At 42.1% G+C, this 13,826-nt stretch carries 15 protein-coding genes; 11 read left to right on the top strand and 4 right to left on the bottom strand.

The window, feature by feature from the left end; translation table 11 throughout:
- From AC1DRQ_RS25310 to AC1DRQ_RS25325, 4 genes are all read left to right on the top strand, one after another.
- Positions 1-555, top strand: a 555-nt coding sequence (locus AC1DRQ_RS25310; RefSeq protein ID WP_477427987.1) for an SDR family NAD(P)-dependent oxidoreductase, incomplete at its 5' end; no start/stop codon positions are given.
- 15 nt (positions 556-570) lie between these two features.
- On the top strand, positions 571-1,890 hold the full coding sequence (locus tag AC1DRQ_RS25315) for an MFS transporter (protein WP_477427989.1): 1,320 nt from the start codon (positions 571-573) through the stop codon (positions 1,888-1,890).
- A gap of 300 nt (positions 1,891-2,190) precedes the next feature.
- Positions 2,191-4,047 carry a Fe-S protein assembly chaperone HscA gene (gene hscA, locus AC1DRQ_RS25320; RefSeq protein WP_477427991.1) on the top strand — a complete coding sequence of 619 codons (1,857 nt, stop codon included), beginning with the start codon at positions 2,191-2,193 and terminating at the stop codon, positions 4,045-4,047.
- Between the two features lie 32 nt (positions 4,048-4,079).
- On the top strand, positions 4,080-5,084 hold the full coding sequence (locus AC1DRQ_RS25325; protein WP_429399358.1) for a hypothetical protein: 1,005 nt from the start codon (positions 4,080-4,082) through the stop codon (positions 5,082-5,084).
- A gap of 76 nt (positions 5,085-5,160) precedes the next feature.
- Here AC1DRQ_RS25325 and AC1DRQ_RS25330 read toward each other — a convergent pair whose 3' ends face one another.
- Both AC1DRQ_RS25330 and AC1DRQ_RS25335 read right to left on the bottom strand, forming a co-directional pair.
- A complete protein-coding gene (locus AC1DRQ_RS25330) occupies positions 5,161-5,688 on the bottom strand; it encodes a DinB family protein (RefSeq protein ID WP_477427993.1) in 528 nt (175 codons plus the stop codon).
- 356 nt (positions 5,689-6,044) lie between these two features.
- A complete protein-coding gene (locus AC1DRQ_RS25335) occupies positions 6,045-6,335 on the bottom strand; it encodes a hypothetical protein (RefSeq protein ID WP_429399360.1) in 291 nt (96 codons plus the stop codon).
- Between the two features lie 100 nt (positions 6,336-6,435).
- On the opposite strand from AC1DRQ_RS25335, the gene AC1DRQ_RS25340 reads away from it, so the two are divergent.
- Complete coding sequence (locus tag AC1DRQ_RS25340) at positions 6,436-7,581, top strand: tetratricopeptide repeat protein (RefSeq protein WP_477427994.1); 1,146 nt, start codon at positions 6,436-6,438, stop codon at positions 7,579-7,581.
- Here the strand turns inward: AC1DRQ_RS25340 and AC1DRQ_RS25345 are convergent.
- Together AC1DRQ_RS25345 and AC1DRQ_RS25350 are read right to left on the bottom strand one after the other, a co-directional pair.
- The gene (locus AC1DRQ_RS25345; protein WP_477427995.1) at positions 7,578-8,162 is read right to left on the bottom strand and encodes a riboflavin synthase; all 585 of its coding nucleotides are present in this window, start codon (positions 8,160-8,162) and stop codon (positions 7,578-7,580) included. The two genes, AC1DRQ_RS25340 and AC1DRQ_RS25345, sit on opposite strands and share 4 nt — an antisense overlap.
- A 213-nt stretch (positions 8,163-8,375) precedes the next feature.
- Entirely contained in the window at positions 8,376-8,873 is a 498-nt protein-coding gene (locus tag AC1DRQ_RS25350) for an SRPBCC family protein (RefSeq protein WP_477427996.1), read from the bottom strand.
- Between the two features lie 81 nt (positions 8,874-8,954).
- Here AC1DRQ_RS25350 and AC1DRQ_RS25355 point away from each other — a divergent pair, with 81 nt between their 5' ends.
- From AC1DRQ_RS25355 to AC1DRQ_RS25380, 6 genes are all read left to right on the top strand, one after another.
- Entirely contained in the window at positions 8,955-9,407 is a 453-nt protein-coding gene (locus tag AC1DRQ_RS25355; protein WP_477427997.1) for an NUDIX hydrolase, read from the top strand.
- A 407-nt stretch (positions 9,408-9,814) separates the two neighbouring features.
- Positions 9,815-10,789: an ABC transporter substrate-binding protein gene (locus AC1DRQ_RS25360; RefSeq protein ID WP_477427998.1), complete on the top strand. Its 975-nt coding sequence runs from the start codon at positions 9,815-9,817 to the stop codon at positions 10,787-10,789.
- On the top strand, positions 10,790-11,659 hold the full coding sequence (locus AC1DRQ_RS25365; protein ID WP_477427999.1) for an ABC transporter permease: 870 nt from the start codon (positions 10,790-10,792) through the stop codon (positions 11,657-11,659). It abuts the gene before it with no gap.
- A complete protein-coding gene (locus AC1DRQ_RS25370; protein ID WP_477428000.1) occupies positions 11,656-12,405 on the top strand; it encodes an ABC transporter ATP-binding protein in 750 nt (249 codons plus the stop codon). The genes AC1DRQ_RS25365 and AC1DRQ_RS25370 overlap by 4 nt, the downstream gene beginning before the upstream one ends.
- 33 nt (positions 12,406-12,438) lie before the next feature.
- Complete coding sequence (locus AC1DRQ_RS25375) at positions 12,439-12,687, top strand: hypothetical protein (protein ID WP_429399368.1); 249 nt, start codon at positions 12,439-12,441, stop codon at positions 12,685-12,687.
- A gap of 312 nt (positions 12,688-12,999) precedes the next feature.
- On the top strand, positions 13,000-13,521 hold the full coding sequence (locus AC1DRQ_RS25380; RefSeq protein WP_429399369.1) for a tetratricopeptide repeat protein: 522 nt from the start codon (positions 13,000-13,002) through the stop codon (positions 13,519-13,521).
- Positions 13,522-13,826 lie beyond the last annotated feature (305 nt).

Here is a 13,826-nt window from a genome sequence, read left to right on the forward strand (position 1 = left end):
CTGTATGCCATGCCCGTTGACGCTGCTAAGAAACAGTTTGAAGTGAACTTTTTTGGTGTGGTACGGGTATGCAGCGCCGTTTTGCCCGGCATGATCGAAAAAAAGCAGGGTCTGGTGATCAACATAGGTTCATTGGCAGGTTTGTTTGGCTTGCCATACCAGGGTTTATACAGTGCCTCAAAATTTGCTATTGAAGGTTACTCCCAAAGCCTGCGCATGGAGCTGCAAAATACAGGTGTTAAAGTATCGGTGATTAATCCCGGCGATTTTAAAACAGACTTTACCGGCAGCCGTGAAAAATTACCATTTACCTTGCCAAACGAAAAACTTAAAAAAGAATTTGAAGCTGCTGTAGCCAGCATGGAAAAAGACGAAAGCATTGGCGGCGACCCTGGTAAAGTAGCAGCACAGGTTTGTAAAATAGTAGCAAAATCTAACCCCGCTCACAACTACCTGGTAGGCGCGCTTGGGCAAACTATTGTGCCTACACTTAAAGCCATATTGCCGGGCTCTATTTTTGTAAAACTGATGAATGATCATTACGGTATAAAATAATCATTCAAAAGTTTCATGGAAGCAGCTAAAAACAATAAGAAAACCATTTGGGCCTGGGCCATGTTTGATTGGGCTAACCAGGCTTATAATATGGTTATTCTCTCTACCATCTTTCCGGCCTATTATGTGGCCATCACTGCCAATAAACAGAATGGCGACATGGTAACCTTTTTTGGTCATCCATACATCAACACTGTACTTTCTACCTACATATTAGCCTTGTCATATCTCATTATAGTGGTTATGCTGCCTATATTAACCTCTATTGCCGATTATAAGGGGCATAAAAAGCTATATATGCAACTGTTCACCTGGATGGGAAGTTTGGCTTGTGCCGGTATGTTCTTTTTTACTATGAACACGTTTACATTCAGTATGATCTGTTATGGACTGGCATCTATAGGTTATTGCGGTGGTTTTGTATTTTATAACTCATACCTGCCACAAATAGCCACTGTAGATCAGCAGGACGCGGTAAGTGCTAAAGGTTTCATATATGGTTTTGCGGGTAGCATTGTGGTGCAGGTGCTTTGTTTTGTGTTTGTATTGTCGCCCAAAACATTTGGTATTACTGATGATGTTGCTGCACGTTTATCATTTCTCATAGTAGGTATCTGGTGGATAGGTTTCTCGTTCATCGCGTTTTACCTGCTGCCCAAAGGACAGCCTAATGCAGATTCGCATCAATATAATGTTTTAACGGGCGGATTTAAGGAATTGGGCAAAGTTTGGAAGAAGGTAAAAGAACTACCTTTGTTAAAACGTTTTCTGCCAGCTTTTTTCTTTTATTCGGTAGGGGTGCAAACCATTTTGCTGGTTGCTGCTAATTTTGGGGCCAAAGAGTTAAAAATGCCGGAAGAAGACCTGATCGCAATCATCCTGATCATACAGGTTGTAGCCATCATCGGCGCGGCTATAACGGCAAAAATGTCGGCCAGGTACGGTAATACCAAGGTATTAGCAGGTATAGTAGGTATCTGGTGCCTTATATGTGGGAGCGTTTACTTTGTAGCAAATGCGCACCAGTTTTATGCGGCTGCCGTTATAGTAGGATTGGTTATGGGAGGTGTGCAGTCGCTGTCGCGGTCTACGTTTTCCAAATACATTCCTCAGAATATTCCGGATACGGCTTCGTATTTTAGTTTTTATGATGTTACCGAAAAGTTGTCTATTGTAGTAGGCTTATTCACCTTTGGCTTTGTAGAAGCCTTAACCCACGAAATGCGCGACTCAGCGCTGGTACTTGATTGCTTTTTTGCAATCGGCCTGATACTGCTATTGTCATTAATAGTGGTTGAAACCCGGGTTAAATCGGCTGAATCTTTAGTTGTGTAATTGTCTGAACCGGGATTTGGAGGGATTAAGGGATTGCCCGGATTCAATAAAATTTTGTCATTCTGAGGAGCGAAGAACTATATCTTGAACACAGTGAAAAATCTATTTACCGATATACATGTTCACGAATAGATCCTTCGTTCCTCAGGATGACAAATACGGTTGGTACCCATTAATCCCTTAATCTGTTTAATCCCGGTTCAGACAAAATCCCGATTCATACAAAAAACATAATTCGAGATTGAAAAGACACACCATCAATCAAAACTAAGTACATTTGCGGCTTGTTAAGTTAATACAATGGCTAAAGTTTCTATCAACCTGGCAACAGGTTCATTACAAAAAGAAGATATTATTGTAGGTATTGATCTGGGTACTACAAACTCCCTTGTGGCGTTCATCAACCCGGATAAAAACCCGCATGTAATTAATGATACAGGCAAAGGTGTTTTAGTACCCTCAATAGTGCATTTTGGCTCAACCGGCGATGTTTTGGTGGGTAACGAGGCTAAGGAGTTTTTAATTACCGATCCTCAGAATACCGTTTTCTCGGTTAAGCGTTTGCTTGGCCGCAGCTACCACGATATTGAAAATTATAAAGACTTTTTCTCGTACAAGGTTATTGATGATGATACCGAAAGCCTGGTAAAGATTAAGGTTGGCGATAAGTTTTATACACCGATAGAGCTATCGGCCCTGATATTAAAAGAGCTGAAAGCCCGCGCTGAACATGCCCTAAAAACCCCGGTAAACCGTGCGGTTATTACCGTACCTGCTTATTTTAACGATTCGCAGAGGCAAGCCACACGTGATGCGGGTAAATTGGCCGGTTTGGATGTATTACGTATTGTAAATGAACCAACCGCCGCGAGTTTAGCTTATGGTATAGGTCTTGACCCCGAGGAAACAAAAACTATAGCCGTATATGACCTTGGTGGTGGTACGTTTGATGTATCTATACTGCAAATACAGAACGGTATTTTTGAAGTGCTGGCAACAAATGGCGATACTTTTTTAGGTGGTGATGATTTTGACCGTATCATTGTTGATTACTGGATAGAAAAAAATAACCTGAACAAGGCCGAAATTATAGCCAATAACGAGCTGGCCCAGCAATTGCGTCTTAAAGCCGAAGAAGCCAAAAAAGCATTTGCCCATCAAAGCCTGTTTAACGAAAAAATAGGCGATATCTGGTGTACCCTTGACCGAAACACTTTTGAGGAGCTGATATTACCCAAGGTACAGCAAACCATTACCTGCTGCCAAAACGCGCTGAAGGATGCTAAACTGACTATCAGCCAGATTGATGAAGTGATCATGGTTGGCGGCTCTACACGTACAGCGTTGGTGAAAAAAATGGTGGCCGAATTTTTTGGTCGCCCGGTACATGATGATCTGAACCCTGATGAAGTGGTTGCCCTGGGCGCTGCTATACAGGCTGATATTTTGGCCGGTAACCGTAAAGATATTTTATTGCTGGATGTTACCCCGCTTTCTTTAGGTATCGAGACCATGGGCGGTTTAATGGATGTCATTATCCCGCGTAATTCCAAAGTGCCTACTAAAGGGGGCAGGCAATACACTACCTCGGTTGATGGACAGGTGAATATGAAAATTGCCGTTTACCAGGGTGAACGTGACCTGATAAAAGAGAATCGTAAACTGGCCGAGTTTAATCTGAAAGGCATCCCCTCCATGCCGGCTGGTTTCCCTAAGGTGGATATTAACTTTTTGCTGAATGCTGATGGTATACTTACCATACAGGCCATTGAACTGCGCTCGGGCGTAAAGCAGGAGGTAGAGGTAAAACCCACTTATGGCATTACTGATGAGCAGGTGGAGCAAATGCTGATGGACAGCATAACCCACGCAAAAGACGATGTAAACCAGCGTATGCTGATAGAAGCCCGCACCGAAGGCGAACAAATGGTTTACACTGTGGAGCGGTTTTTGCAAAAGAACGGCAGCTACGTTACAACTGAAGAAACTGAAAAAACCAATGAGCATCTGGCGGCTTTAAAAGCTGCTATAGCCACAGGCGATAAGGATCTGATATTGAAGCGTATTGACGAAATAAATGAATTTACGCGTCCATTTGCTGAGCGCCTGATGGATCAGGCTATTAGCACGGCTATGCGGGGCAAGAGTATTGAATAATATACATTAACATCAAATTAAACTTTATAAAATTGAAGAGAATCAAAACGGGACTTGCATTGTTAACAGTTACTGCYGTTTGTTTAATTGGTTCTTTTAATAAGGTTTACGCAAATAATATTTCTAAGGATACCACCCTTAAAAGCATCCCGGTACTTGATACGCTACAGTACGATTCTTTAATGAAACGGCTGGCCAATGGCGATAAAACTGGCCGCTGGCCGGTTAAAAAAGCACCTTATCCATCACCCGGCGCTATTTTGCCATTCAACAGGGTGGTTGCTTATTATGGTAATATGTACTCCAAAAACATGGGCGTACTGGGCCAATATGCTCCAAAAGAAATGTTAGCCAAGTTAAAAGCCGAGGTTAAGGTATGGGAGGAAGCCGATACACTTACACCGGTTGTACCCGCACTGCATTACATCTGTGTTACTGCCCAGGCCGATGCCGGCCGCAATGGCTTGCATAATTTGCGGATGCCTTTTAGCCAGATAGATAAGGTATTGGATATGGCCAAACAGATCAACGCTATCGTGTTTTTAGATATACAGGTTGGTTTTAGTACAGTACAAACCGAATTGCCGCTATTGGAGAAATACCTGCGTATGCCCAATGTACATTTTGGCATCGACCCTGAATTTTCAATGAAAGAGGGGAGTGTACCCGGTAAACGCATCGGCACATTTGATGCCGACGATATTAACTATGTAACCGGCTATTTAAGTTCCTTAGCTAAAAAATATAACCTGCCACCTAAAATTTTTGTAGTGCACCGTTTTACCAAACGTATGGTAACCAATTACCAGGATATCAAACTACGCAGCGATGTACAGTTTGTAATGGATATGGATGGCTGGGGCGGCCCCGAACTAAAAAAAGGCACTTATAAATATTTTATAACCCAGGAGCCGGTACAGTTCACAGGTTTTAAACTGTTTTATAAAAACGATATTAAAAATGTGCCTCACCGTATGCTTACGCCCAAAGAGGTTTTAAGCCTGAAGCCTGCGCCTATTTACATACAATATCAGTAGTCGGCAGGTAAAAAAATATAATACAAAAGGCCCCGCTTTAATAGCCGGGCTTTTGTATTAACGCTTGCGAATATTTTTAAAATAACATTTCCTGAGGTGGTGTTACTCCTTTTAAACGCAGATAAACTGTTGCTTGCCCGCGATGGTGAGTTTGATGTTCAAAGGCTTTACCTAAAACAGTGGCTTTTGACAGATCTTTACCGGCAATTTTCATGCTTTCCTGTAGCTGTGCCGGGGTCATGCCCTGTATAGTACTGATCGCAAAATCATAACTGTCCATTACCGCTTTAGTAGTAGCTGCCTTTGTTTGCTCAATAGTTTTTTCGGCCGATGTTTTTCCAAGCGGACTTGGTTTGCCGCTTACCCCGGAGGTGAAACCATAATTGGCGTCAGCTAAGTGCAGCATTTGTCCCGCAAACGACCTCATTTCAGGTGTTGGCTTAAAGCTGTAACCATCATCGGGCATGGCATCAAGGTAGGCTTTGGTGTAGTTTTTGGCACGCTGCCATTCGGCAACCATTTGGTCGTTGGTAGTCTGGGCACACACCGTTGCACAGGCGAAAACAGTTACCATGAAGGTAAACAGCAAGGTTAGTTTTTTCATGATTTAATAGTTTTAAGATTGGTTAATTGGTTATAGATACTAAGTTATTAAATTAACCTGTTGTGATTTATATATTCATGAAAATTTTTAATTCCCCTGATGCCATTTCGACCGGAAGGAGAAACTATCTCTTGAGGGAGGTGAAAAATGATATATGATAGGTAGATCCTGCGTATAAGATTCCTCCTCGTACCTCGTTCGGAATGACGTATCTTTTCTTTGATTTGTCATTTCGACTGGAGCGAGAAACTATTATACGACACATAGATTCACCGTTACCGCAAACCGAAACGCTTGCGGCAGCGAGCGACGAAAAGGCGGCAAAAAAATAAGCCCCCAATCCGGGGGCTTATTTTTTATAATTTGTTAATAGCATCCTGTTCCTTTAGTGCCTGAATATTGTTGCTGTCACTATAATTAGTGGTCTGATTTGCAAAATCAGCAAGGATGCTGACTATGTTGTCCAGATTATCAGATACGCGCTGGTGCATATCGGGCAGGTCTTTTTCCAGTCTCTTATCACCCAGTTCCATGTTGTCTACCTCTATTTTAGCAAGCTTGGTGATAATGGCTTGCTGACTATTTTTCAGATCTTCTAATTCATGGACAATTTTCTCCATCAGTCCAAACTTCTTTAACTTATCCATAGTGTTTATTTTTTTAATTTATAGTATACCTCATTAACCCCTAACAATAAAAATTGTTTAAAATTTGTATATATCATCTATAACTAATAATTTAGTTGATATGAAATCGGTATTTATCTTTTCTTTTTTAATGTGTTCCATCACATCGTTATTCGCCCAGCAATCGTCTGCTGCAAATGACTCCTTATTGCTCGATTATTACCAAAATCAGCGCTTTGCAGAAGCCGCAGATTATCTGAAAAAAACATACCCCGAACCGGTAAGCAATGTACAGGTGTTGAGCAAGTTGGCTTATACATCGCAAATGGCCGGGCGACTTCCCGACGCGGAAGGATACTATCAGCGCATATACGATACCGACTCCACCAATACGGTGGCCTTGTTTAGCCTGGGCGCCATTAACCTGCGCCGGGGTAATAATGTAAAGGCCGAAGTTTATTATAAAATGATAGCCAAAAAAGACAGTACTAATTTTCTGGTGTACAAGCAACTGGGCAAAATTGCCGGCGATAAAGCCGATTTTGGAAGCATGATCTATTATTTGCAGAAGGCCAATAAAATTAATCCGGCCGAGCCCGATGTGGCTTCCGATTTGAGTGACTTGTATGTAAATCTGAAACAATATCCCGCGGCCGAAAAAGTACTGAACGGTGCCATTGCCCAGGATCCTGACAACATGATCTTATTACAAAGCCTTCTTAAACTGGTTTCATCGCAGGATAAGTTTGAAGAAACTAAAAATACCTGTTTAAAATTGATAGACCTGGGTAATCATTCGGGTTATGTGTTAACCAAGCTTGGCGTGGCTTATTACAATCTCAAAAACTACGCCTGCAGTGTAGAAACCTTTGCCGATATCCCGGGTATGGAGCAATCAGAAACCAGTTTTTACGTAGCCGCACTGGCATATAAAGCGCTTAAAGATCAGCCCAAAGCAATCCAGAGCCTCGACAACGCCATTAAGGAAGGTATATCATCTAACATCGGCGATTATTACACGGAAATGGCCGATAGTTACGAGGTGCGCAAAAAATATCAAAAAGCTGTTTGGGCTTATCAAAAGGCGTTACAATTTTCGGAGAAACCGATACTATATTATCTACTGGCTTCGGTTTACGATACCGACCTGAAAAACAAGCAGCTTGCCTTAAAGTACTATAAAAAATACACAGCCAGCAAACCACCCGAAAAGCAGCAAAAGTATATTACCTATTCCAAATCAAGGCTTAACGAACTGGCGCGTTAACGCTGCATTAACCGGGCTACGTATTTGCCAATAATATCAAACTCCAGGTTCACTACTGATCCTTCGCGTACATTATGCAGGTTGGTATGCTCAAAAGTATAAGGTATAATGGCTACCGAAAAGCTGTTGGCCTGAGAGTTTACCACAGTTAGACTGATGCCATTAATGCAGATAGATCCTTTTTCAACAGTTACATTACCGGTGGCTGCATCATACTCAAATGTATATTCCCAGCTGCCGTCAAGTTCTTTAAATACGGTGCAAACCGCGGTTTGGTCAACGTGGCCCTGTACAATATGACCATCAAGGCGGGCATTCATTTGCATGCAGCGTTCCAGGTTTACAGGTTCGCCAACTTTCAAATGCCCCAGGTTGGTTTTGTTCAGTGTTTCTTCAATGGCGGTAACGGTATGCAAGCCATCAGCCAGCGCCACCACCGTTAAACAAACGCCGTTATGCGCTACCGATTGATCGATCTTTAACTCATGCGAAATGGCCGACTCAATAGTGATATTTAAATTGCCCTGATCTTGTTGCAGATCAGCAACCTTACCTAATGTTTCTATAATTCCTGTAAACATATGCCCCCCAGCCCCCTAAAGGGGGATTTTTTGATTGGTGCCAAAGCTAAATATATTACTGTTGTTTTTTGTCAGGATAAAATGAAATTCATTTTTAAAAATTTGAAGTCATGCCGAACTTGTTTCGGCATCTCATATGTAATGCTGTAAAACATGTCGGTTAACTCATCCTGTGGGATGCCGAAACAAGTTCGGCATGACGGCGTTATTATTTTATTTAAAACTGGTAAACAGGTCCACTCTTTTATTCCGTAGATCCTTGCCACCTTCAATTATCGATTTTAGGTTGGTTAAATAAAATGTCCACCCAATTTGGCATTGCACGTAAAGGTTTTTTGCGGGGTCGTTTTCTTCAGGGATGTTTTCCTGGGTCAGTTCAATTAAGGTCAGGCCATATTTATTCTGAATATCAATGGTAACTATGCTGCCGCCCGAAAAGGTGAATTTGAGCAGATCGGAGCCATTGTTTTCCAATACCTGTCCATATTCTACAGTTTCATCACCGTAGCCATGCCAGTACCAGGAATAAGTATCTTCTTTTTTAATAAATTCATCCTCGTCGCGCTGCCGCCCGGCTATGGCACAAAAAATGGCTTTACGTAAAAACCAGCTCTCGAGCCCGGCGGGGGTGGCCCAGGCTTCGTAAATACTGCGAACGTCTGTATTAAAATCAGCAGTTAGTTTAAATTTTGTCCACCTGTCGTCTGTCATATGCTATTAAAAAGTATTAGGTTGTCATAAAAATAACAATAAAACATTGTGCTTTTATTAACTTGCTTTTAAATATTAATTATGCGCAAACAAAGTGCCGGAATACTGTTGTACCGAAGGGTTGCAGCCGAACTGCAGGTTTTCCTGGTGCATCCCGGCGGTCCGTTTTTCAGGAATAAGGATGATGGCAGCTGGTCGATCCCCAAGGGTGAATTTTTAGAGGGTGATGACCCACTGGATGCTGCGAGGCGTGAATTTGGAGAAGAAACCGGACAGGTTATTAACGGTGAATTTATCCTCTTAAAACCCATTACTCAAAAAGGAGGTAAAACTGTGCAAGCCTGGGCCGTTGAGGGGGATATTGATCATACTACTATCAAAAGCAATCATTTTGAAATAGAATGGCCACCCCGTTCAGGCAAAATGCAATCATTTCCCGAAGTGGATAAAGCAGCCTGGTTTGATGTAGGTACCGCAAAAATAAAGATCAATGCGGCGCAGGCAGGATTGATAGCAGAGTTGATAGCTCTCTGAATTTCTTCAGTCAGGCGCCCCCGCAGTCGCTCGGCTGGAGCCCATAGGTGTTCGGAAGAATTATTTCTATAAAAATTTGTCATTTCGAAAAAGCATGGGGTGGCAAGGGCACGGGGGCGAAAGAGAAACTATCTCTTGAGCGATAGCGAAAAATCTTCTACGTAATGCAAAGCGAATTTGGAGGTCGTATAAGATTTCTCCTCGTTCCTCGTCGAAATGACAACGTTTTTATTTCTTCTGAACACTTACGACCTGGAGTCGGGCGACTGCAAAGAGATTAATTGCAACGAATACTTCGCGGCAAAAACGGGAAGAGTATCTACCCAAATATGGGGATATTGGTCAAACTAATTTCACCTTTTACCGTTCTGTTGTTACCTTTAGCGTTAATCACATAATTTAGTACAATGAAGTTTCTAAAATATATACCCGCTGTTTTTTTGCTTATATCTATAGTATCATGCAAGCCCAAACCCAAATCAACCGCTGTACCTGTGGTTGGTTTTGTGGATGCTTTTGAGGATGCTACCATAGCGCAAGCCCGTACAGGATTTACCGACGCTTTGAAAAAGGAGGGCTTTAGCGAGGATAAAAAAACGGTACAGATAGAATACCGCAACGCCCAGGGCAATATCCCTACGCTTACGCAGATCGTGAACTATTTTATTTCTGAAAATGTAGATCTGCTGGCCACCAGTACTACTTTGGCAACGGTAACTGCCTTGCAAAACACCAAAACTATTCCGGTTTTTGCCATGGTATCACCGGTTCCTGAGCGTATGAAAGTAGTCGACGCAGGTGGCAAGGCACCTGCCAATCTTTTTGGCGCGCTTGAGGATCTTAACTATATTGATACTTCATTTTCTATCATCCCCAAACTGCTTAAACCCAAGGGAGCCAAGCTGGTGATCGGTATGATCTATAACCAGTCAGAACCACAATCAACAGACGCACTTAGCCGCATCAAATCATTGGCCGAAAAACAAAATGTAACTATAGTTGCCTTGCCAGTCAATACATCGGCCGATGCGCAGCTGGTTACGCAATCGTTATTAAGTAAAAACATCGATGCCTTTTTCGCTAATCCTGATAATACGGTTTTTGCCTCGTTCGAGACTATATTGAAAAGCTGCAATGAAAAGAATGTCCCGATATTTACAAGTGAGGCGGGCCTGGTACAGCGCGGAGCGATAGCTGCTTTTGGTGCCGATATTTACCAATGGGGTTATCAGGCGGGCGAACAGGCAGCATACTTTCTTAAAAATCACAAAACCGATGGCTTAACGCCTCAAATGGTGAAGATCAGGAAGCGGGTGTATAACCCCGCGGCTGCCAAAAAGTATAACATTACAATCCCGTCAAATTTCGAGGCTGTTAAATAAATGGATTTTTACCTTACCGCTTTACTACAGGGACTTTGCTTTTCGGCACTCGCGCTGGGTATCTATATCTCCATGAAGATATTTAATATACCAGATATTACTACCGATGGCAGCTATACGCTGGGTGGGGTGGTTACCGGTACGTTACTTACACATCATCAGTCGCCCTATATTATTTTACCGGCAGTGATCATTGCGGGCGGCATAGCCGGGGCGTTAACAGGGCTAATCCATACTAAATTAAAAATAAATGCGCTGCTGGCCGGTATCCTGGTCATGACGGCGCTTTATTCAGTGAACCTTACCATCATGGGGCGATCAAATTTGCCCCTCATCAATGTGCCATCGCTGTTTTCGTTACTGCATGTAGTTACTGATCCTAATCAGAACACCTTTTGGATACTGGCGGTATTTGTTATGGTGATCACTTTTTTAATTGGTTACCTGCTTAAAACAGATTTCGGGATAGCGATGCGGGCAACAGGCAACAGCGAATCGATGATCAGGGCTTTAGGAGTAAATACCGATCGCATGAAAATTACCGGCCTTGCGTTGGCAAATGCGCTTACTGCGCTTAGCGGTTATTTGATCGTACAGTTTCAGGGCTTTGCCGATATCAGCATGGGGATAGGCATTGTGATAGTAGGGTTGGGCTCAGTTATCATTGCCGAAACGTTGATCAATTGGTTCCGGATTACCAGTGTGTGGTTTAGTTTGATATTGGTGCTGGCTGGTGCAGTGGTATTTCAATTGGTTTTGGCCTTTACTTTATCTATTGGAGTTGATGCCAACCTGCTTAAAATAGTTACTGCCGGGTTTGTATTGTTAATAGTCAGTTTACCACGTTTATCATTATTAAAAGCATCATGATAGCTATTAACGATGTTCATAAAGTTTTTAATAAGGGTAAGGCTAACCAGGTAAACGCGGTTAACGGTATCACCCTAAACATTACAGACGGCGAATTTCTGGTGATCGTGGGTTCCAATGGCTCGGGTAAAACCACGCTGCTAAACCTGGTGGCTGGTAGCGTGTTTCCGGATGCAGGCAGCATCAGCATTGATAATACCGATGTAAGTAAACTACAAGATTATAAACGAAGCCAGTGGATTGCCCGTGTTTTCCAGAATCCCATGAGCGGTACCGCATCCGATCTGAGCATTTTGGACAATTTCAGATTGGCGGCCATACGTACCAAAGCCAAAGGTTTATCCATAGGTATTAATGATAAATTTAAACAACAGGTAAGGGAAAAGATTGCCACCCTGGGCATGGGACTTGAAACCAAGATTGACCAGCCCATGGGCACCCTTTCTGGTGGGCAGCGCCAGGCTTTAACACTGTTAATGAGTGTGATGGATAGTTGCAAGGTATTGCTGCTGGATGAACCCACCGCCGCGCTCGACCCACGATCAGCCGATGTTGTGATGCGTACGGCTGATAAACTGATCACTGATTTTAAACTGACTGCCATATTGATCACCCATAACTTAAAGGATGCTTATAATTATGGCACGCGCGTTATACAGATGAGCGAAGGACTGGTATTAAGGGACCTGAACAACAAACAAAAGTCAGATTTAAAGCAAAATGATCTTTTTGATTGGTTCAGCTAAAAAATGGCAAAGTAATTGTATGGTGATGATCCTATGAAGAACAACAATTTTGAAACCATAAACGACGCTTACCAGTTGGTAAGTGGCGCCAAGATAAAAGGAAAAAAACAAGACGAGATCTTTGAACTGGGCACATACGATGCTTTAAAAAGAGGGTATACCTTATACCCTTTGGAGCATGGCATAAAATATGATGATTTCAGTGTGATCGTATCTGAAAAAGAATTGAAGAACAATTTTTTGATAGAAGGCACTAAAGCAAATGCCGCGATAGCTGCGTAAATTATAGGAAAAAAGGAGACGCATGTGATGCGTCTCTACGCTTTTAAGCAGTTCTCTGTCAACTTATTGCTATGCATTTGTTTTCTCGATCAATAAGTGTAAATTTGTAAAAAAATAAATGATGCTGTTTAATAATTCACTCTGCTTAAAAAATATGATGTGGCCCAAGGGGGCACTGCAGAGAGGTTATGCATCAATGATACTCTTCTCAAGTCCGGTATAGCAAACATCATTACCCGGACAGAATTTACATCATTATTATTTATTCAATTTAAAGTTTGCGTAATGTAAGCTTACGACACTACAAAATTTATGGACACTTATTATACTATCGAAGAAAAGTATTTGCAGGCCGTTGATGAATTATCATTTGGAGAAACCCCTAAAGGACTTAATTTGCTGAACGAGATCATCAGCAATGATCCTTTATATGCCAGGGCACATTACCAGTTAGGCATTATATACTATTACGAAATAAAAGATTATCAAACAGCGGGTTACCATTTTAAAACCTGTATGGAACTGGAACCATCGTTTCCTGATAATTATACACATTATCTTGATCTGCTGGTGTTTTTGAATATGGAAAAACAGGTGGCAACGATATCCATCAAAGCTTTAAATACACCCGGTGCCGATGCTGCGGGGATCTATGATCTTTTGGGCCTGTTTTATGAAAAAAACAAGCAATGGACAAAAGCATTGGAAGCCTATCAAAAAGCATTTATGGAAGTAACCGAAAATCTGGAAAAGACAGATATTGAACAAAGCCTGAAACGGGTACGCTCAAAAATGCAGCAAACCCAGGCTTATACTTATCATATTACAGAGTAAAGTGTTGTACATGCACAAATAACCGCGTCATTGCGAGGAACGAAGCAATCTCCAATTAGCAGAGGGGCTCTGTATAGCATAGAGATTGCTTCGTTCCTCGCAATGACGCGTTTTATTAAAACAACAAAAGCGGGCTTCAAAGCCCGCTTTTGTTGTTTTAGCCTTTAGCCTTTAGCCTTTAGCCTTTAGCCTTTAGCCTTTAGCCTTTAGCCTTTAGCCTTTAGCCTTTAGCCTTTAGCCTTTAGCCTTTAGCCTTTAGCCTTTAGCCTTTAGCCTTTAGCCTTTAGCCTTTAGCCTTTAGCCTT

The organism is Mucilaginibacter sp. P4_E8, from assembly GCF_056401495.1.

Bases quoted from the DNA above. Each gene is read 5' to 3' on its own strand.
- hscA (WP_477427991.1), top strand. From the start codon at position 2,191: ATGGCTAAAGTTTCTATCAACCTGGCAACAGGTTCATTACAAAAAGAA.
- AC1DRQ_RS25370 (WP_477428000.1), top strand. From the start codon at position 11,656: ATGATAGCTATTAACGATGTTCATAAAGTTTTTAATAAGGGTAAGGCT.
- AC1DRQ_RS25360 (WP_477427998.1), top strand. From the start codon at position 9,815: ATGAAGTTTCTAAAATATATACCCGCTGTTTTTTTGCTTATATCTATA.
- AC1DRQ_RS25345 (WP_477427995.1), bottom strand. From the start codon at position 8,162: ATGTTTACAGGAATTATAGAAACATTAGGTAAGGTTGCTGATCTGCAA.
- AC1DRQ_RS25375 (WP_429399368.1), top strand. From the start codon at position 12,439: ATGAAGAACAACAATTTTGAAACCATAAACGACGCTTACCAGTTGGTA.
- AC1DRQ_RS25340 (WP_477427994.1), top strand. From the start codon at position 6,436: ATGAAATCGGTATTTATCTTTTCTTTTTTAATGTGTTCCATCACATCG.
- AC1DRQ_RS25355 (WP_477427997.1), top strand. From the start codon at position 8,955: ATGCGCAAACAAAGTGCCGGAATACTGTTGTACCGAAGGGTTGCAGCC.
- AC1DRQ_RS25330 (WP_477427993.1), bottom strand. From the start codon at position 5,688: ATGAAAAAACTAACCTTGCTGTTTACCTTCATGGTAACTGTTTTCGCC.
- AC1DRQ_RS25350 (WP_477427996.1), bottom strand. From the start codon at position 8,873: ATGACAGACGACAGGTGGACAAAATTTAAACTAACTGCTGATTTTAAT.
- AC1DRQ_RS25365 (WP_477427999.1), top strand. From the start codon at position 10,790: ATGGATTTTTACCTTACCGCTTTACTACAGGGACTTTGCTTTTCGGCA.
- AC1DRQ_RS25335 (WP_429399360.1), bottom strand. From the start codon at position 6,335: ATGGATAAGTTAAAGAAGTTTGGACTGATGGAGAAAATTGTCCATGAA.
- AC1DRQ_RS25315 (WP_477427989.1), top strand. From the start codon at position 571: ATGGAAGCAGCTAAAAACAATAAGAAAACCATTTGGGCCTGGGCCATG.
- AC1DRQ_RS25380 (WP_429399369.1), top strand. From the start codon at position 13,000: ATGGACACTTATTATACTATCGAAGAAAAGTATTTGCAGGCCGTTGAT.